The sequence below is a fragment of the Mesorhizobium sp. L103C131B0 genome, from assembly GCF_000502275.1.
Taxonomy (GTDB): domain Bacteria; phylum Pseudomonadota; class Alphaproteobacteria; order Rhizobiales; family Rhizobiaceae; genus Mesorhizobium.
Genome location: NZ_AYXC01000001.1, coordinates 321,342 through 340,161 on the forward strand (window position 1 = coordinate 321,342; position 18,820 = coordinate 340,161).

Here is an 18,820-nt window from a genome sequence, read left to right on the forward strand (position 1 = left end):
TGATCAGAGTCTTGCTGGCCGCCTGAGGTCAAGGGTCATGGGGAAGTCTTCAGAGGCTTCTTCATTGCGCAGCACATAGGCCGACGGCGTATGGCCGCGCGGCTCGAAGCGGGCGAGACGCCTCGCCTCGGCCTCATTGCCGTTGACCGGGAAAGTGTCGTAGCTGCGCCCACCTGGATGCGCGACATGGTAGACGCAGCCGCCCACCGCCCGCCCCGACCAACGGTCGTAAATGTCGAAGACCAAAGGCGTGTTGACCGGCAGCGCCGGATGCAGACCCGACGAAGGCTGCCAGGCCTTGAAGCGCACACCGGCCACCGCGACCTCGCGATTGTCGGTGACCTTCATCGGCACGATTCGGCCATTGCAGACAATGGCATGACGTTCCGGGTTGAGGCCTTCGGTCCTGACCTGCAGCCGCTCGACCGAGGAGTCGACGAAACGCACAGTGCCGCCGATTGCGCCTTGCTCGCCCATGACATGCCACGGCTCCAGCGCCTGCCGCAGTTCCAGCTTGATGCCGGCATGCTGGACTTCGCCGCAGAACGGAAAGCGGAACTCCAGCTGGGCATCGAACCATTCCGGCCGGAATTCGAAACCGTTGAGCTTGAGGTCGTCGAGCATGTCGAGGAAATCCGCCCAGACATAATGCGGCAGCATGAAACGGTCATGGAGCGAGGTGCCCCAGCGCACGAAGCGGCCATCAAGCGGGTTGTTCCACGCACGGGCGATGATGGCGCGTACCAGCAATTGCTGCGCCAGCGACATGCGCGCATTGGGCGGCATCTCGAAACCGCGGAACTCAACAAGCCCAAGCCGGCCGGTCGGGCCATCGGGCGAAAACAGCTTGTCGATGCAGATTTCCGAGCGGTGCGTATTACCGGTGACGTCAGTCAACAGATTTCGGAACAGTCGGTCGACCAGCCAAGGCAGCGGTGGGTTGCCCTGGCCCGGATGCGGCACCTGCGCCATCGCGATCTCGAGTTCGTAAAGCGAATCGTGCCGCGCCTCGTCGAAGCGCGGCGCCTGGCTGGTCGGGCCGATGAACAGGCCGGAGAATAGATAGGACAGCGACGGGCGCCGCTGCCATTGCAGCACCAGGCTCTTCAACAGATCGGGCCGGCGCAGGAACGGGCTGTCATTGGGCGTCGCGCCGCCGACGACGACATGGTTGCCCCCGCCGGTACCGGTGTGGCGGCCGTCGATCATGAACTTGTCGGCGCCAAGCCGCGTCTGCCGTGCTTCCTCGTAGATCGCCGTCGTCGTCGCCACGCAGTCCTGCCAGTTGGCAGCCGGATGGATGTTGACCTCGATGACGCCGGGATCGGGTGCCACCCTGATGACGTTGAGGCGCGGATCGTGCGGCGGTCCATAGCCTTCGATATGCACGGGAAGGCCGATCGCCTTGGCCGCGTTTTCGGCGGCTGCGACGAGTTCGAGATAGTCTTCCAGCGCCTCGACCGGCGGCATGAACACGCAAAGCCGCCCGTCGCGTGGCTCGACCGAAAGTGCTGTACGCACCGCGCCGCCGATCTCGGTGATCTCCTGTTCGACCCTATCCTGCTGGCCGGTCGTCGCCGTGAAAGAAATCGCCTGCTGGCGTCGTGCCATCTCGTCGGCGCCTTCCAGCTCGGCCGGAGCCGGTTCTGGCAGTATGGCTTCCCGCGCCGGCAGCGATCCACGCGGCAGCGACGGATCGACCGGCACGATATAGGGGAACTGCGCCGGCGGCACATAGGGCAGCGTGCCCAGCGGCAGGCGGTAACCGACAGGGGAATCGCCCGGCACCAGGAACAGCCGCCCGCGCCGTGTCTTCCACTTCTCCGAGCGCCAGCGCGGGTCCGAAGTCTGGCTGTTCCAGCGCTGCACCGGCAGCACGTAGCCGGACGGCTTGGTCAGCCCGCGCTCGAACACTTTCGCCATGCGGCTGCGCTCTTCCGGGTCTTCCAGCTTGGAGTTGGACGGATCGACATTGTCGGGCAGCTTGCCTTCCTTCAGCAGCCATTCGGCCGGGTCCTCATAGGCCTCGCTGACCATCGCCTTGTCGATGCCGAGTTCGCCGGCGATTGCCGTCAGCAAGCTTTCGGCTTGCTGCGGCCCGACCTTCGCATCGCTCTTTTCGTGTGCGATCAGCGACGGATCGCTCCACACCGGCTGGCCGTCGGTGCGCCAATACAGCGAGAAGGTCCAACGCGGCAGGCTCTCGCCCGGATACCATTTGCCCTGGCCGTAATGGAGGAAGCCGCCCGGCGCGAAGCGTTCGCGCAATTTACGGATCAGCGCATCGGCCTTTTCGCGCTTGGTCGGGCCGACGGCGGCGGTGTTCCACTCGGCGGACTCGAAATCGTCGATGGAGACAAAGGTCGGCTCGCCGCCCATGGTCAGCCTCACGTCGCCCGCTTGAAGTGCGGCGTCGACCTTGTTGCCCAGCCCATCCAGCGCCTGCCAGCTTTCGTCCGAGAATGGCTTGGTGATGCGCGGATGTTCGGCGATGCGGTCGACACGCATGTCGAAGCCGAATTCGACATTGGCGAAGCTCGCCATGCCGGAAATGGGTGCGGCGTTGCGGAAATGCGGCGTGGCCGCCAGCGGCACATGGCTTTCGCCGGTGAGCAGGCCGGACGTCGGATCGAAGCCGATCCAGCCGGCGCCCGGCAGATAGACCTCGCACCAGGCGTGCAGGTCGGTGAAGTCTACGGCGGTCCCGGCTGGGCCATCGAGCGCGACCAGATCGGGCTTCAGCTGGATCAGATAGCCGGAGACGAAACGAGCGGCGATGCCGAGATTCCTGAGGATTTGCACCAGCAGCCAGCTCGAATCCCGGCACGATCCCTTTTTCGCGGCCAGCGTTTCCTCCGGCGAGAACACGCCGGTTTCCATCCGCACGATATAGGCGATTTCGCGCTGCAGCCGCGCATTGAGGTCGACGACGAAGTTGACGGTGTTGGTGGCGCTACGGTCGATGTTTGCGAGGAAAGCAGACAGCAGCGGCCCCGCCGGCTCCGGCGTGCGGTAGATGGCGAGATCGTCCCTGATGTGTTCGGGGTACTCGAACGGGAAGGTCTCGGCCGATGGTTCGACGAAGAAATCGAACGGATTGTAGACCGTCATGTCGGCGACGAGGTCGACCTCGATCTTCAATTCCGTCACCGGTTCCGGGAAGACGAAGCGGGCGAGGAAATTGCCGTAGGGGTCCTGCTGCAGATTGACGAAGTGGTTCGCCGGCCCGACCTTCAGTGAATGGCTGAGCACCTTGGTGCGGGAATGCGGTGCCGGCTGCAGCCTGATGACCTGGGGCCCGAGAACCACCGGCCGGTCATATTTGTAATGGGTCAGGTGGTAGACGGCTGCCAGTATTGCCATGGGGCCCCGGAGATCGGCGTTTCTTCAGCCGAACCCTGACACATCTATTGGCCATTCTCCAAGCAGAGATGTTGCGCTGCACCTAAATTAAGCACCCGAAGCCGGCTACGCTGTGTCGAGATTCAGGTCAGGCCGAGTCGAAAATGGCTGATACCGAGAACCGGAGCAGAGCGTACTTTTCGTACGCGAGCACCGGAAGCGCAGGCATCGGCCATTTGCAGGCCGGCCTCACCTGAACATCGGCACAGCTTTAGAAAAACGCCTGTATCCCCGTCTGAGCCCTGCCAAGGATCAGCGCATGCACGTCATGCGTACCTTCATAGGTGTTGACCGTCTCCAGGTTCTGCGCGTGGCGCATAACGTGGTAGCCGATCTGGATGCCGTTGCCGCCATGCATGTCGCGGGCCTGGCGGGCGATGTCGAGCGCCTTGCCGCAATTGTTGCGCTTGACGATTGAGATCATCTCCGGTGCCATCTTGCCTTCATCCATCAGCCGCCCGACGCGCAGCGAGCCCTGCAAGCCGAGCGCAATCTCGATCTGCATGTCGGCGAGCTTTTTCTGGAACAACTGCGTGCCGGCGAGCGGCTTGCCGAACTGCTTGCGGTCGAGTCCATACTGCCGGGCCCGGTGCCAGCAATCCTCGGCGGCGCCCATCGCGCCCCAGGAAATGCCGTAGCGGGCCCGGTTGAGGCAGCCGAATGGGCCGCCGAGGCCCCTGGCGTTGGGCAGCAGCGCGTCTTCGCCGACTTCGACGCCTTCCATCACCACCTCGCCGGTGATCGAGGCCCTAAGGCTGAGCTTGCCGCCGATCTTCGGCGCCGACAGCCCCTTCATGCCCTTCTCCAGCACGAAACCGCGGATTTCGTCCTTGCCGTTGTCGCCCTTCAGCTTCGCCCAGACCACGAACACGTCGGCGATCGGCGCGTTGGATATCCACATTTTCGAGCCGGAAATCCTGTAGCCGTTCGCGGTCTTCTCGGCCCGCGTCTTCATACCGCCGGGATCGGAACCCGCATCCGGCTCGGTCAGGCCGAAACAGCCGATCCATTCGCCCGAAGCCAGCTTCGGCAGGTATCTCTTGCGCTGCTCTTCCGTGCCATAGGCATGGATGGGGTACATCACCAGCGACGATTGCACCGACATCATCGAGCGGTAGCCGGAATCGACCCGCTCGACCTCGCGCGCCACCAACCCGTAGGTGACGTAATTGGCGCCGAGCCCGCCATATTCCTCAGGGATGGTGATGCCGAGCAGGCCGGCCTCGCCCATCTCGCGAAAGATGCCGGCATCGGTCTTTTCCTCGAGATAGGCCTCCTCGATGCGCGGCGCGAGCTTGTCGGCGGCAAAGGCGGCCGCGCCATCGCGCACCATGCGCTCATCCTCGGAAAGCTGGTTCTCGATCAGGAAGGGGTCTTCCCAAACGAACGCGTTCTTGTCGGCGGCCATGGCTTCGCTCTCTCCCAAAATCTTGAAGTGCTCGGGCTTATCCGCCTTCGCTTCGGAAAAATCAAACAAAATTGCATCACCGATCAATGAGGTTTAGTAATGGATCATGAACGTCCAACGCCGGCTTTTGCCCAGCACCAGCGCCCTTGCCGCCTTCGAGGCCGTGGCCCGCCTTGGCTCCTTCACCGCTGCCGCCCAGGAACTCGATTTGACCCAAGGGGCCGTCAGCCGTCAGATAGCCCTTCTGGAGGAACAGTTCGGCCGCCGGCTGTTCGAGCGCGACAGCCGCAATGTTCGGCTGTCCACGGCGGGCGAAATCTATGCCGAAGCCGTGCGGGCGGCACTCGGGCAATTGCGCGACGCCGCGCTCGGATTGATGAGCAATCGGCATAGCGGCATGCTGAACCTCGCCATACTGCCGACCTTCGGCACGCGCTGGCTGATGCCTCTGATCCCGGATTTCGTCGCAGAAAACCCTGACATCACCATCAACTTTGTCACCCGCATCGGCCGCTTCGACTTCGCCCGCGAGCGGCTCGACGCCGCCATCCATCATGGCCAGCCCGACTGGCCGGACGCCGATTCCACATTGTTGATGCGCGAAACCGTGATGCCGGTGGTTTCGCCCGACTTCCTTGCCAGCCGCGATATCACCACGGCGGCCGACATCAGCCGCCTGCCGCTGCTGCACATGGCGACGCGTCCCGGGGCCTGGGGCCGAATGGTTCGAGGAACAGGGCTTGAGCGCACCGATCGGACCCGGCATGCAGTTCGAGCAATTCGGCACCGTTGCCCAAGCCTGCATGGCGGGGCTTGGCGTCGCGCTCCTGCCTCAAGTTCTTATCGCCGGCGAATTGCAGCGCGGTCAGCTCGTGCCGGCGCCGGGACAGCCGATGCAAAGCCGCAGCGCCTACTACCTCGTCGTCCCGAACGACAAGCGCGGCCACCCGCCCGTCGTCAGCTTTCGCGACTGGCTGCTGGGCCAGGTTGAGAAGGAACCGGCCGTTCTGGCCTGGTAGCTACTTCCGCTTCATCGGCACGGTTTCCGGCTGGAAGCGCAGCGTTTTTGCGACTTGCGTTCGGCAACTTTCGCATCGAGCTTGCTTTTGATCCGGGCGAAAGCCTGGTCTCCATCGACCGAACTGCCACTCGCCATGCCCTCGTCCCAAAGACGCCCCAACTCTTGGACACTCACTTACTCGAAACTTGCCATATCGCGCGTATCTCCACACAAGGATGGTAGATACGCTCTAGCGATTGCAAGGAACCATTCGAGGCTACTTCCGCTTCAAGGCATCGGCCAGTGCTGCGCCAAACGCGCCTTGCTGTGCCGGTCGTTCCGGCTGACGCTGCGGCATCGGCGAAGGTTGCGCCGGCTTGCCGCCGCCATTGTCGCGCGGCCCCTTCGGCGTCCCGCCCTCGCCGCCGTCCTTGCGCATGGACAGCGCGATGCGCTTGCGCTTGATGTCGACATCGACGACCCGCACCTTCACCACGTCGCCGGCCTTCACCACCTCATGCGCGTCCTTGATGAAACGATCGGCCAGTTGCGAGACATGCACCAGCCCGTCCTGGTGCACACCGATATCGACGAAGGCGCCGAAGGCAGCGACATTGGTGACGGTGCCTTCCAGAAGCATGCCGGGCTTCAGATCCTTGATGTCGTCGATGCCATCGGCAAAGGTTGCGGTCTTGAAGCCGGGGCGCGGGTCGCGGCCGGGCTTTTCCAGCTCGGCAATGATGTCGCGCACCGTCGGCAGGCCGAACCGTTCGTCAACGAAGACGCGCGGATCGAGCGCCTTGAGCGCGGCACTGTCTCCCATCAGCGAGCGCACATCGCGACCGCAGGCGGCGACGATCTTCTTGGCCACGCCATAGGCTTCCGGATGGACCGACGAGGCGTCGAGCGGCTCGCTGCCATTGGCAATGCGCAGGAAGCCTGCGGACTGTTCGAACGCGCGCGGTCCGAGCCGCGCTACCTTGAGCAGCTCCTTGCGGCTGGCGAACGGCCCGGTCGCATCGCGATGCGCGACAATGGCGTCGGCAAGCGAAGCGCCCAGGCCTGACACGCGGGCCAAGAGCGGCGCCGAGGCGGTGTTGAGATCGACACCGACGGCATTGACCGCGTCCTCCACCACCGCCTCCAGCGAGCGGCCAAGCCGGTACTGGTCGACATCATGCTGGTACTGGCCAACGCCGATCGATTTCGGCTCGATCTTGACCAGTTCGGCGAGCGGGTCCTGCAGGCGCCTGGCGATCGACACCGCACCGCGCAGCGACACGTCGAGCCCGGGAAACTCAGCCGCCGCTGTCGCGGAGGCCGAATAGACCGAGGCGCCGGCTTCGCTGACGATCACCTTGAGCGGCTTTGGCCCACCATCTGAAGGCATGTCGGACAGCATGTCGGCGACCAGCTTTTCAGTCTCGCGGCTGCCGGTGCCGTTGCCAATCGAGATCAGCTCGACCTTGTGCAGGCGGATGAGCTTGGCGAGCTCCGCCTGTGTGCCGCGCACATCGTTCCGCGGCGGAAATGGATAGACCGTCGTCGTCGCCAGCACCTTGCCGGTGCCATCTACCACCGCGACCTTGACGCCGGTGCGGATGCCGGGATCGAGCCCCATGGTCGGACGCGATCCTGCGGGCGCTGCCAGCAGCAAATCCTTGAGGTTGCGTGCAAAGACATGGATCGCCTCTTCCTCCGCCCGCTCGCGCAGGTCACGCATCAAATCGAGCGTCAGGTGCAGCGAAAGCTTGATCCGCCAGGTCCAGCCGGCGACTTCCATCAGCCAGCGGTCGCCAGGCAGGCTGCCGCCGATGGCGTAGGCATTGGCGATCATCCGCTCGACCGGCTTCACCGGCGAGGCATGGTCGGCATCGACCTCGATGTCGAGCGACAACACCTCTTCGTTGCGGCCGCGCAGCATGGCCAGCGCACGGTGGCTCGGAACATTTGCCCAACGCTCGACATGGTCGAAATAGTCGGAGAATTTCGCCCCGGCCTCCTGCTTGCCGTCGACGACACGGGCACGCATGAAAGCGCGCTCCTTCAGGTAGGTTCGCAATTTGCCGACCAGATCGGCATTTTCCGCAAACTGTTCCGACAGGATGTCGCGTGCGCCTTCCAGTGCGGCCTTGGCGTCGGCCACATCCTCGGTCACATAAGCCAGCGCCGCCTCGGCGGGCACCAACGACCGGTTGGCCAAAATAGCCTCCGCCAATGGCCCCAGCCTGCGCTCCCGGGCGATCTCGGCCTTGGTGCGGCGCTTGGGCTTGTAGGGCAGGTAGATGTCTTCCAGTTCAGCCTTGGTGGCGGCAGCCACAATTTTGGCCTCAAGTTCGTCGGTCAGCTTGCCCTGCTCGCGAATCGAACCAAGGATCGTATCGCGCCGCGCATCGAGCTCGCGCAGATAGGCCAGCCGCTCGGCAAGGTCGCGCAATTGCGTGTCGTCGAGCCCGCCGGTGACCTCCTTGCGGTAGCGCGCCACGAACGGCACCGTCGCGCCCTCATCGAGCAGCCCTATAGCTGCCGATGCCTGCTCCGACCGCGCCCCGATCTCTGCCGCGATGATGGATGCGATGCGTTTGCTGTCTGCTGCCATGCTGGTCCCTGTCGCAAAGAGCGGCGACCATAGGCGCTGATGTCCGTCCCGCCAACCGCAGTGTTCTCAAGCGTCAAAGAGGTCCACAGGAAAGCGCCTTGCTTTGGCTCGTCCTCAGACCATCCCGCTCAGCGCCTCGAAAAAGGCAACGATCTCGCGTTCGAGCGGATAATCTTCAGGCACCGGCTGCGACCCCATTTTTGCAATCACCACTTCCGTCTTCGGGTTGACGTAGAGCCATTGGCCGTGGATGCCGATGCCGCAGAAGGCGCCGTTTGCCGCCCCCGTCTGGTACCATTTGTTACGGTAACGGCCCTTTGGGAACAGATGCACCATTGTGCCGCGCTGCCAGGCCTCCGCGCTGCCGCCGGCAACGGTCGTATCGCGCACCCAGCCTTCTGGCACGATGCCGCGGCCATTGGCCGTGCCGCCCTGCCGCATCATCTCGCCGATACGCGCCAGGTCGCGCGGCGTCACCGAAATGCCGCCGGCGGTGCGCGCCGTACCTTCCATGTCGACGCCGATCGAAGCCTCGCTGACAGCACCCAGCGGTAGCCACAGTTTCTCGCGCATGAGGTCCGGGAAGCGCTGGCCGGAAGCTCGTTCGAGCAACAGGCCGAGCAGATCGGAATTGGGCGAACGGTAGCGGAAGGTTTTGCCGTGCGGTTCTTCGAGCCGCTGCAAGGTCAGAATGAATTCGCGCAAGCTTTCAGTGCCGCCGCCCGGATTCCACAGCGTAGCGCGACGGTAACGGGCAAAGGCGCTTTCGGGATCGAGATAGGCCTCCTCGAAGTCGAGGCTGACGCTCATATCGAGCACATGCCGGCAGCTTGCATCGGCATAGGCCGAACCGGCGGCTTCCGGAATGTACTGGGTCACCGGCGCTTCCGGGTCGAACACGCCCTCGCCTTCCAGTATTCCGGCGATGATCGCGGTGACCGATTTGCTGATCGAAAAGATGATGTGACGGGCGCCGAAATCCATATTGGGCGCGAACCAGTCGCCGATGACCTTGCCAGCCTTCATCACCGTCAGCGCGTCGCTGCTCGAACGTGTGAGGAATTCGGCCACCGTTTCCGGGGCGCTGGCGATCGAAACCTTTTCGCCGAGCAGGCCGCTCAGGTCCCGCACCGGCGCTTCGACGCTTCCCGGCGTCGCCGCCACGGGAGCGGTCGGCACCAGCTCGCCAAGGTTCTGGAACGACCAGCGGTTGAACGGGCTTTCGCGCCAGTTGGAGAGCAGCACCTCATTGCGGGCAAAGCCGTAGCGGGTCTCGAACGCAGTCTTGCCGGTCATGAACGTTTCCTCAGAGGGATGGTTTGTTGTGGGTCAACCAAGCGCCTTGGCGATGGCGTGCACCGCCTTCAGCGTTGCCACCGAATAGGCGACATTGCTGAAATCCGGATAGCTTGAAAGCTTGACCACGACCATGCCGGTGTCCCAGTCGATATGGATCATCTGCCCGAACACGCCTCGGCACATCAAAGCGCGCGTGCGCGGATTCTCGATCCAGAACTGGTTGCGATAGCTGCCCTCCGGCAGGCTCGGATTGAAGTCCGGCCCATGCTTGCCGTTGCGCGTCGCCTCGATCCAGTCGGCCGGCACGATGCCGCGGCCCTTGTCGAGGATCAGCTGGCCGAAGCGGGCGTAATCGCGCAGCGTCGCGTTGAAGCCGCCATCGGCCAGCGCATAGCCGGCGCTGTCGACCGTGAAGCAAGCGCTTTCGTCGGCGCCGAGCTTCTGCCACAGCTCCTCGGACACCAGCTGCGCCAGACGTTTACCGGTGACCCGCTCCATGATGAAGGCAAGCACGTCGGTCTCGATCGAGCGGTACTCGAACGCGGCGCCATGCGGCCGCACCTTGTCCTTCAGCTGCAGGATCAACTCGAACAGATGCGGCGGCCATTGGAAATCCGGATCGCTGTCCGGCGGCACCGGCTTCCAGCCCGTGGCGACATCAACCTGGCCGATGTCGGAGTAACGGTCGGTGTATTCCTCGGAAAACCGCACGCCGGTGGTCATATCCAGCACATGCTGCACGCTGGCGCCGTCCCAGCCGGTCGCGCCGAGCTCCGGCAGATAGGCGCTCACCGGTTTGGCCGGGTCGATCAAGCCGCGCCCAACCAGAATACCGAACACGGTGCCTGTTACCGACTTCGCCATCGACTGCGACAGATGCAGCGTGCGCTCGGCCATGCCGTTGAAATAGCGCTCATAGGCGACCTTGCCGTCTTTGAGCACCAGGAAGCCGTCCGTGTAGGTCTCGTCGAGCAGGCCAACGAGCGTCGTCGGACGGCCCTTGCTGTCTTCCACCGGCAGCGCGTCGAGATCGGTCTCTGCGCGCTCAAGACGATGGCGATGGCCATTACCGCGCCAGACCTCGATGGTCGGCAGGAATTCGCGGATGTGTTGGAAGGCCCAGCGATTCCATGGCGGCCGGTCCCAGTCGAGCTTCGGCAGCACCATTTGAGGCGGCGAGCCCTGCATGATCGACGGCCGCGGATCGCTGTTGCGATAGGAGTCCATGAAAGCCATTCCGGAAAAGAAAAGACCCGGCGGCGCATGCCGCCGGGTCTGTCAGACTGCGGTTATTTCTGCAGTTCGGTCCAGATCTTGGTGTAGATGTCCTGGATCTCAGGCGCGCACATCTTCTGGAATTCGCCTTGTGCCTTCGCAGCCTCCGGAATGACGACTTCCGGGGCATCCTTCATATCGGCCGGCATGTATTTGTCCGAGCCGGTAATGGCGTTTGCGTAACGGTGGAAGGCCGAGAGGCCGGCCGCGTTTTCCGGATCCATGATGAAGTTCTGGAACAGCTTGGCGTTCTCGACATTTTTGGCTTCCTTGAGAACGACGACGTTATCGCTCCACAGGCCGTAGCCTTCCTTCGGATAATTGTAATGGATGGCCGGATTGGCCAGCCGCTGACGCAGCGCCGAACCGTTCCAGTCGCTGGTCGCCTTGAAGTCGCCGGCGCCCATCTTTTCGATGGTGTTGTATTCCATGGCGATCCAGTTCGGCTTGGCCGCGACAAGCGTGTCGCGCACCTTCTTCAGCACCGTCTTGTCGTCGGTGCACTGCTGGCCGCCGACATATTTGATCGCCGCGAAGATAACGTCATTCATCTCGGGAACGACATTGGTCTTGCCCTTCAGCTCGTCCGGCGTGTTGAAGATGATGCCCCAGCTGTCGGCTGGTCCCTTGTAGGCATCGGTGTTGACGACGACGCCGACGGTGCCCAGCGCCCACGGCACGGAATATTTGCGGCCGGGGTCGAAGTCTGGATTGGCCCATTCCGGCGCCACGTTCTTGAAGTTCTCCATCTTGCCCGGATCGGTCTCCTGCACGAGGCCCTCCTTGATCCAGATCGGCACGTAGGTTTGCGACGGAACGGCGATGTCGAAGCCGGTGCCGCCCTGGCGTACCTTGGCGAGCGCCGTATCGTTGGAATCGTAATCGGTGATCGTCACCTTGACGTTGTATTTGGCTTCGAACTTTTTGATCACATCGGGGCTGGTATAGTTGCCCCAATTGTAAATGTTCAGCTCGCCATCGGCGCGGGCCAGGCTCGTCGTTGCGAGCAGCGCCAACCCGATGGCGGCTGTCGTTGTTTTCCAGTTCATGGTTTTAGCTCCCATTTGTCGGTTCAGTCTCTTTTCCTGCTGACGAAGAAAAACAACGTGACGATCGCGACCGAAAGCAGCAGGAAGGCGGTCGATATCGCGTTGATCTCAGGCGTGATGCCGCGGCGGATCTGGCCGAGCATGTAGGTGGGCAGCGTATCCTGGCCGCCCGATTTGACAAACTCGGTGATGACGACGTCATCGAGCGAGATGACGAAGGCCAGCATCAGTCCGGCCAGTATGCCGGGCCACAAAAGCGGCAGCGTGATGCGGCGGAAGGTCTTCCAAGGCGTCGCGTACAGATCGGCGGCCGCGCGCTCCAGCGTCAGGTCCATGTTTTCCAGCCGCGCCCGGATCGGCAGATAGGCGAACGGGATGCAGAACGCCGTGTGCGCGGCGATCAGATAGCCAATGCCGGAATAGCCGGTGAAGATCTTGATGCGCGAGAAGAAGATCAGCAGCGCCACGCCCGTGACGATCTCGGGCACCATCAGCGGCTGGTTGATCGCCGCATATTTGAAGGTGAGGCCCGGATAGGACGCGGTGCGCGTGGTGGCGAGCGCGGCCATGGTGGCAAAGATTGTCGACAGCACCGCAGCGACGGCGCCGATCTGGAACGAGCGTAGCGTCGCGTCGATAACTTGCACGTTCTGCCAAGCCGACTGGAACCAGCGCATCGAAAAGCCGCCCCATTCGGACGTCGAGTTCGCCGCGTTGAAGGCATAGGCGACCAGCACGATGATCGGCAGATAGAGCACGATAAAACAGGTCGCAGCGATCACCGTGAAGCCGGTCTGGNTAGGCGACCAGCACGATGATCGGCAGATAGAGCACGATAAAACAGGTCGCAGCGATCACCGTGAAGCCGGTCTGGTGCTTGATGGAAAAGTTCTTAGCCATGCCGCGCCCCCGACTTGCCGGCATTGCGCACATAGGCAAGCAGCGCCACCATGACGATGATCATCACCGTGATCGACAGCGCCGAGCCGAGCGGCCAGTTGCGGCCTTGGCCGAACTGCAATTCGATCAGGTTGGACAGCATCATATTCTTGCCGCCGCCAAGCACGCTCGGCGTCACATAGGCGCCAAGGGCTGGAATGAAGACCAGGATGGAGCCGGCAATGACGCCGGGTTTGACCAGCGGGAAAATGATCTTCCGCAATACCTTGAATCGGGTCGCGTAGAGGTCGTAGCCCGCCTCGACGAGGCGAAAATCAAGCTTCTCCATGCTGGCATAGATCGGCAGCACCATCAGCGGCAGATAGACATAGGCCATGCCGATCAGAATCGCCGTGTCGGTGAAGAGGATCTGCACCGGCGCCGAGACGATACCAAGCTTGATAAGGATGGTGTTGATGATGCCTTCGTTGCGGATGATCTGCAGCACGGCGAAGGTGCGGATCAGAAGGTTGGTCCAGAACGGAATGGTGATCAGGAACAGCCAGAGATCCCTGGTTTTCTCGCTGCGCGTCGCCATGAAATAGGCGGTTGGAAACCCCAATGCCAAAGTGGCGATCGTCGTTATCACCGCCAGCTTGATCGAGCGCCAGAAGATGGTGACATGCGCTGCCGCAAGCGAAAGCGTATCGTCGAAAATGTCGCGTTCCATGAACACCGACAGCCAGGCATCGGGCGAAAACTGCCACTTCACATCGCCATAGGGGCCAGGCGTCAGGAACGAGTAGATCAGCACGATCAGCAAGGGGCCGGTCGCGGCGAGGAAGATCACCAGCAAGGCTGGCGCTGACAGCAGCCACCGGTCGCGCACATCGCGTCGCTCCGCTGCCTTGGCGACTTGTTCCGCGGTCGCCATGATCAGTCCTTCAGCACTTGCGCGGCGTCGTTGCCGATCATGATGCCGATCTGGCCGCCCTGCACGAAGCCGTCACCGGCGCCGCGGCTGTTCTGACGCCGCACGATGAACGGCTCGCCACCGGCAAGGCGCAGATGGAAGTGCGTGTCGGTGCCGAGATAGACGATGTTTTCGACGGTGCCGGACAGCGAAGCGCTCGGGCTGGCCGTGCCCAACTGCGCATGCTCTGGACGCACGACGATGGTGACCTTGCCGCTGGGGCTGAAGCCTTCCGGCAGCGAGGCTGGGATTTCCACACCAGACGGCAGCTTCACCGTCGCCCGGCCACCAGTCGCGCTAACCACATCCGCCTTGAGGAAGTTCGACTCGCCGATGAAGTCGGCGACGAAACGCTCGGCCGGCCGGTCGTAGATGTCGCGCGGCGAGCCGACCTGCAGGATTTTGCCCGACGACATCACCGCGATGCGGTCCGACATGGTCAGCGCTTCCTCCTGGTCGTGGGTGACGAAGATGAAGGTAATTCCGGTCTCGTGCTGCAGCCGCTTCAATTCGATCTGCATTTCCTTGCGCAGCTTGTAGTCGAGCGCCGAGAGCGGTTCGTCGAGCAGGAGCACCTTGGGCTGCGGCGCCAGCGCCCGGGCGAGCGCCACGCGCTGCTGCTGGCCGCCGGAGATCTGGCTGGTTCGGCGACCCGCCAGCGCCTCCATCTTCACCAGTTTCAGCATCTCGGCGACGCGCGCCTTGATCTCGGCCTTCGGCTTGCCCAGCATTTCCAGGCCAAAGCCGATATTGTCGGCGACCGTCATATGCGGGAACAGCGCGTAGGATTGGAAGACGGTGTTGACCGGCCGCTTGAAGGGCGGCAACGGCGCGATGTCCTGACCGTAGAGGAGGATTTCGCCGGCGGTTGGAAAGTCGAAGCCGGCAATCAGCCGCAGCAACGTGGTCTTGCCGCAGCCGGATGGTCCCAGCAGGGTGAAGAACTCATTCTCGCGGATGGATACCGAGACCGTATCGAGGGCAGCAACCTGCCCCTCACCCGATCCGAAAATTTTACTGACGTTTACGACTTCAATTGCATTCCGATCCGGTTTTTCCGGCACGATACGCCTCACTGTTGACCCCGCTCTTGCTGGCGGAGTTTTTCCCCTGTTCGATGTGACCACACGGCCGGTTGGTTGGCAAGTCCGGCATTGAACCACAGTTCAGTCGGTCATTTCGTCTTGCAAGCGGCAAGCTGTGCAAGCCGCATGCCATTGTCAGGCCTGGTAGGTTACCTTGCCACCGCAGACCGTCGTCACCGGTCGCAGCTTGTGCAGATCGGCCGGCGCCGTCTTCTCGATATCGGCCGACAAAACCACCAGATCCGCCATGTAGCCGGGTTTCAGAACGCCTTTGCGATGCTCGGCGAATTCGGCATAGGCGCCCTCGACCGTGTAGGCGGCAATCGCTTCCTGCAGCGAGAAACTCTGGTCAGGATCGCCTTCTGCCCATGGTTTGCGCTGCACTGCCGCCTGAATGCTCAGGATCGGGTCGATCGCTGCCACCGGCCAGTCCGAGGCGAACACGACATGGGCGCCGGCGCTTTTCAGGGTGCGCCAGGCATAGCTCAGCGGCCAGCGGGCCGGCCCGATGCGTGACACCGTCGGCTCCAGCGGAAAATCCATGGCGCCGGGCGGATGCGACGGCTGCATCGAGGCGATGACGCCGAGTTCGGCAAAACGCGGCACGTCGGCTGCTGTGGTGACCTCGATGTGCTCAACCCTGTGCCGGCTGTCGCGCTTGCCATTGACCTTCTGCGCCGCCTCGTAACCGTCGAGCACTGCGCGCACCGCGCCGTCACCGATCGAGTGCACGGCGATCTGCAGCCCGCGTTTGTCGATAGCCACGGCGAGATCGATAAATTGCTGCGGCGTGAACAGCGGCTCGCCGACCCAGTCGGGACGATCCGCATAGGGTTCGACCATAACCGCGGTCCAGGAATCGAGCACGCCGTCATAGAACACCTTGACCATGCCCGATGACAGCCACTCGCTGTCGTAGCGCTCGGCCATGACGGACGCCTTCTCGAGCATGTCGAGCGTCATGAAATTCTTGTAGTGGAACGGGATCTTGACGCGGCAGGGCAGGCCTTCCTCGGCCTCGATCTCGGAAAGCAATTCGAGTTGGTAGAGATTGCCGTCCATGTTCTGGATCGAGGTGATGCCGTGGCGCGCGCACCAGGCAAGTCCGCGCCGCATGATGTCACGGTCAGCGGCCCGCTCGGCGGCCGACGGCATTGGGTCCGGCTCGCCGCCGGTCGACAGCCCCAACCGCACCCGGCTTTCGCCGGCAAGGTCGAGCACCGGACCGAAGGCCTCGCCCTCGCGCAATTCGCCCGCGGCCAGGCCGTCGTCACCCATCACGATCTCGTTGCCCGGACCGAGCGTGCGTCCCTTCAGGATGCCGGCCATCTCCAACGCCTTGGTGTTGGCCCACATCGTATGGTGGTCGGGTGCCGCCATGCAGAAGGGGCGGTCGGGCAGGATGGCGTCGAGATGATGGCGTGTCACCCGCTCGTCGCCGAGCACGGTGTAGTCGACGCCCTGTCCCACAAGCATCTTCGCCTCGGGCCACGTCGTGGCGTAGTCGCGGATGGCGCTTTGAAGCGCCTCGAAGCCATGGATACCGCCGAGTTGAAGATGCGCGAGCTCAGCCCCTCCCGAGAACAGATGCATGTGGGCTTCGATGAAACCGGGCAGGACCGAACCGCCCTTGGCGTCGATCACGTCTGTGGTCGTTCCCTTGAGTTTTTCGATGGCGGCGTGGTTGCCGATGGCGATGATGGCGCCGTCCTTGACGGCAATCGCCTCGGCGGCGGGATTGTCATCGTCCATGGTCCGCACGCGACCATTGATGACGATCAGATCAGCATTTTGACCCGCACCCGTGACAGACATCGCGACTCCGCGCTTTTGACGACTGGCTGAGACCGACAACCCTCTTGTCCGACAAGCTGCCACTCCGCAGGAGCGGCGTTATCGGACGAAAACTGATGCCAGTGCGCTGTTTCGAAATTCCCCTTGTGATCTCTCAAAACAGCGTGGATAAAAGAATGCGACTAATTATTCGCGTTTGTCAACGTGCCGAATTTCGAATGTATTGTGGACAACACACCACGCCAATGTTGAGACCGGGACTTGTGTTGAAACCGGCAGGGAACGAAGGCATCAATCCGTGAAGCGCAGTCTCAGCCGCGAAACCAGGATGGCGCTCGAACCGCGCAAGCAGCCGCGGCAGGAACGGTCGAGCAAGGTGGTCGACCGGATACTCGACGCGGCTTTGATCCTGACGCGGGAGCAGGGAACCAAGACGCCGACGACGCTCGCCATTGCCCGGCGCGCGGGCCTGTCGGTCGGTTCGGTCTACCAGTACTTTCCCAACAAGGAAGCCATTCTCCTCGACCTCGCCCGGCGCTGGCTGTCGTCGTTTCCCGAGGTGATCGCCAGGCGCATCGAGGTCACCCCACCCACCAACCGCGACGAGTTTCGGCAGGAGGTGCGCAAGCTCTTCATCGATACCTCCAGAATATATCTCGAAAACGCCACCCTGATGCCGGTGATCGAGGCGATATCCGGCAATGCCGACCTCAGGCCGATCCAGGACGAATATGACGAGCAGATCATCGCGCTTTACGCCGCGTGGCTGCAGCATGTGAACCCGGCCCTTGAAGACAAGATCGCCAGCCGACTCGGCGTGCTGATGATGGATGTCGGGCACGCCTGCCGGCTTGTGGGGTTGAAGCGGGATCGCAAGACATACGACCTCATCGAGGACGATGTGGAAAGAATGTGGCTCGCTCTGGTCACCCCCTATCTCAACCTTGACTGATTTCGCTATTTCGAGAGGAAATTCATGAAGACTGTCTATTCGCCGCTTCATGCCGGCCATGCCGGCCAGATGGAACTGGTCACGTCGGCAATCGTGCCGGGTTTCGAAAAGCCATCGCGGGCCGAGTTCATCAAGGCGCGGGTCGAGAGCGAGAATCTGGGGCCGATCATCGGACCGGTCGAGCACGATCTCACAGCCGCCAAGCGCATCCACAAGGCCGACTATATCGACTTCCTGCCAACCGTCTGGCCGGCGTGGAAGGCCGCCGGCCTCGATGGCACGGCGATGCCCTTCACCTGGCCGACGCGCGGCCTGCGCGGCGACGTGCCACCCAAGCGCGTCGACGCCTTGCTCGGCTACTATTCCTTCGACGCCGGCGCCACCTTCGTCGAAGGCACATGGACCGCGATCAAATCGTCCTATGACGTGGCGCTGACGGCGGCGGCCTTGGTCAAGGGTGGTGAGCGGTCGGCCTTCGCGCTTTGCCGCCCGCCCGGCCATCACGCCGGTGCCGGGTTCATGGGCGGCTACTGCTACATCAACAATGCTGCGGTCGCCGCGCAATGGTTCCTCGATCAGGGCGCAAAACGCGTCTCGATCCTTGACGTCGACTATCACCACGGCAATGGCACGCAGGAGATCTTCTATGAACGGGCCGACGTGCAGGTTCTCAACCTGCATGGCGATCCCATGGTGGAGTATCCGTTCTTCCTCGGCCATGCCGGCGAACGCGGCGCTGGCGCCGGCGAAGGTTTCAACGTCAATTATCCCATGCCCTTCGGCACCAATTGGGACGCCTGGAACGCCTCGCTGGAGGATGCCTGCGTCAAGCTCGCCGCCTACGCCCCCGATATCGTCATCGTCTCGCTCGGCGTCGACACCTTCGAGAAGGATCCGATCAGCCAGTTCAAGCTGAAAAGCCCGGACTATCCGAAGATCGGCCGGCGCATCGCAAAGCTCGGCCTGCCGACGCTGTTCGTGATGGAAGGTGGCTATGCCGTCGAGGAGATCGGCATCAACGCCGTCGGCGTGCTGACCGGCTTCGAGGACAAGTAGGAAAGCAATTCCAGGATAAGTGTGAGGCGGTTTTCCGGCCGGAATTGCG

Annotated in this window: 12 protein-coding genes and 1 pseudogene; 3 read left to right on the top strand and 10 right to left on the bottom strand. The window is 62.8% G+C overall.

The features are described 5' to 3' along the window. Positions 1-3: 3 nt before the first annotated feature. The gene (locus tag X730_RS162585; RefSeq protein WP_023825392.1) at positions 4-3,363 is read right to left on the bottom strand and encodes a transglutaminase family protein; all 3,360 of its coding nucleotides are present in this window, start codon (positions 3,361-3,363) and stop codon (positions 4-6) included. A 250-nt stretch (positions 3,364-3,613) separates the two neighbouring features. Then, positions 3,614-4,810 carry an acyl-CoA dehydrogenase gene (locus X730_RS162580; RefSeq protein WP_023754989.1) on the bottom strand — a complete coding sequence of 399 codons (1,197 nt, stop codon included), beginning with the start codon at positions 4,808-4,810 and terminating at the stop codon, positions 3,614-3,616. 106 nt (positions 4,811-4,916) lie between these two features. On the opposite strand from X730_RS162580, the pseudogene X730_RS01000000164105 reads away from it, so the two are divergent. Next, a pseudogene (locus X730_RS01000000164105) lies at positions 4,917-5,829 on the top strand (LysR family transcriptional regulator). A gap of 258 nt (positions 5,830-6,087) precedes the next feature. Here the strand turns inward: X730_RS01000000164105 and X730_RS162575 are convergent. The 8 genes from X730_RS162575 to X730_RS162540 form a co-directional block, all read right to left on the bottom strand. Then, positions 6,088-8,409, bottom strand: coding sequence for a Tex family protein (locus tag X730_RS162575; RefSeq protein WP_023825396.1), 2,322 nt, complete (start codon positions 8,407-8,409; stop codon positions 6,088-6,090). Between the two features lie 114 nt (positions 8,410-8,523). Continuing rightward, on the bottom strand, positions 8,524-9,705 hold the full coding sequence (locus X730_RS162570) for a serine hydrolase (protein ID WP_023686323.1): 1,182 nt from the start codon (positions 9,703-9,705) through the stop codon (positions 8,524-8,526). A gap of 33 nt (positions 9,706-9,738) precedes the next feature. After that, positions 9,739-10,935: a serine hydrolase gene (locus tag X730_RS162565; RefSeq protein WP_023691711.1), complete on the bottom strand. Its 1,197-nt coding sequence runs from the start codon at positions 10,933-10,935 to the stop codon at positions 9,739-9,741. 62 nt (positions 10,936-10,997) lie between these two features. Continuing rightward, complete coding sequence (locus X730_RS162560) at positions 10,998-12,032, bottom strand: extracellular solute-binding protein (RefSeq protein WP_023671767.1); 1,035 nt, start codon at positions 12,030-12,032, stop codon at positions 10,998-11,000. A gap of 23 nt (positions 12,033-12,055) precedes the next feature. Further along, positions 12,056-12,814 (bottom strand): ABC transporter permease, encoded by a 759-nt coding sequence (locus X730_RS162555; protein WP_023696887.1) that lies wholly within the window; start codon positions 12,812-12,814, stop codon positions 12,056-12,058. 110 nt (positions 12,815-12,924) lie between these two features. Continuing rightward, entirely contained in the window at positions 12,925-13,845 is a 921-nt protein-coding gene (locus tag X730_RS162550) for an ABC transporter permease (RefSeq protein WP_023691712.1), read from the bottom strand. A 2-nt stretch (positions 13,846-13,847) separates the two neighbouring features. Next, positions 13,848-14,948, bottom strand: coding sequence for an ABC transporter ATP-binding protein (locus X730_RS162545; protein ID WP_023691713.1), 1,101 nt, complete (start codon positions 14,946-14,948; stop codon positions 13,848-13,850). Positions 14,949-15,104: 156 nt separating this feature from the next. After that, complete coding sequence (locus X730_RS162540) at positions 15,105-16,784, bottom strand: amidohydrolase (RefSeq protein ID WP_023696889.1); 1,680 nt, start codon at positions 16,782-16,784, stop codon at positions 15,105-15,107. A gap of 277 nt (positions 16,785-17,061) precedes the next feature. Here X730_RS162540 and X730_RS162535 point away from each other — a divergent pair, with 277 nt between their 5' ends. Next, positions 17,062-17,715, top strand: coding sequence for a TetR/AcrR family transcriptional regulator (locus X730_RS162535; RefSeq protein ID WP_023686329.1), 654 nt, complete (start codon positions 17,062-17,064; stop codon positions 17,713-17,715). Positions 17,716-17,739: 24 nt separating this feature from the next. Beyond that, entirely contained in the window at positions 17,740-18,771 is a 1,032-nt protein-coding gene (locus tag X730_RS162530; protein ID WP_023825397.1) for a histone deacetylase family protein, read from the top strand. Positions 18,772-18,820: the final 49 nt, after the last annotated feature.

Bases quoted from the DNA above. Each gene is read 5' to 3' on its own strand.
- X730_RS162570 (WP_023686323.1), bottom strand. From the start codon at position 9,705: ATGACCGGCAAGACTGCGTTCGAGACCCGCTACGGCTTTGCCCGCAAT.
- X730_RS162580 (WP_023754989.1), bottom strand. From the start codon at position 4,810: ATGGCCGCCGACAAGAACGCGTTCGTTTGGGAAGACCCCTTCCTGATC.
- X730_RS162565 (WP_023691711.1), bottom strand. From the start codon at position 10,935: ATGGACTCCTATCGCAACAGCGATCCGCGGCCGTCGATCATGCAGGGC.
- X730_RS162585 (WP_023825392.1), bottom strand. From the start codon at position 3,363: ATGGCAATACTGGCAGCCGTCTACCACCTGACCCATTACAAATATGAC.
- X730_RS162560 (WP_023671767.1), bottom strand. From the start codon at position 12,032: ATGAACTGGAAAACAACGACAGCCGCCATCGGGTTGGCGCTGCTCGCA.
- X730_RS162550 (WP_023691712.1), bottom strand. From the start codon at position 13,845: ATGGCGACCGCGGAACAAGTCGCCAAGGCAGCGGAGCGACGCGATGTG.
- X730_RS162540 (WP_023696889.1), bottom strand. From the start codon at position 16,784: ATGTCTGTCACGGGTGCGGGTCAAAATGCTGATCTGATCGTCATCAAT.
- X730_RS162575 (WP_023825396.1), bottom strand. From the start codon at position 8,409: ATGGCAGCAGACAGCAAACGCATCGCATCCATCATCGCGGCAGAGATC.
- X730_RS162530 (WP_023825397.1), top strand. From the start codon at position 17,740: ATGAAGACTGTCTATTCGCCGCTTCATGCCGGCCATGCCGGCCAGATG.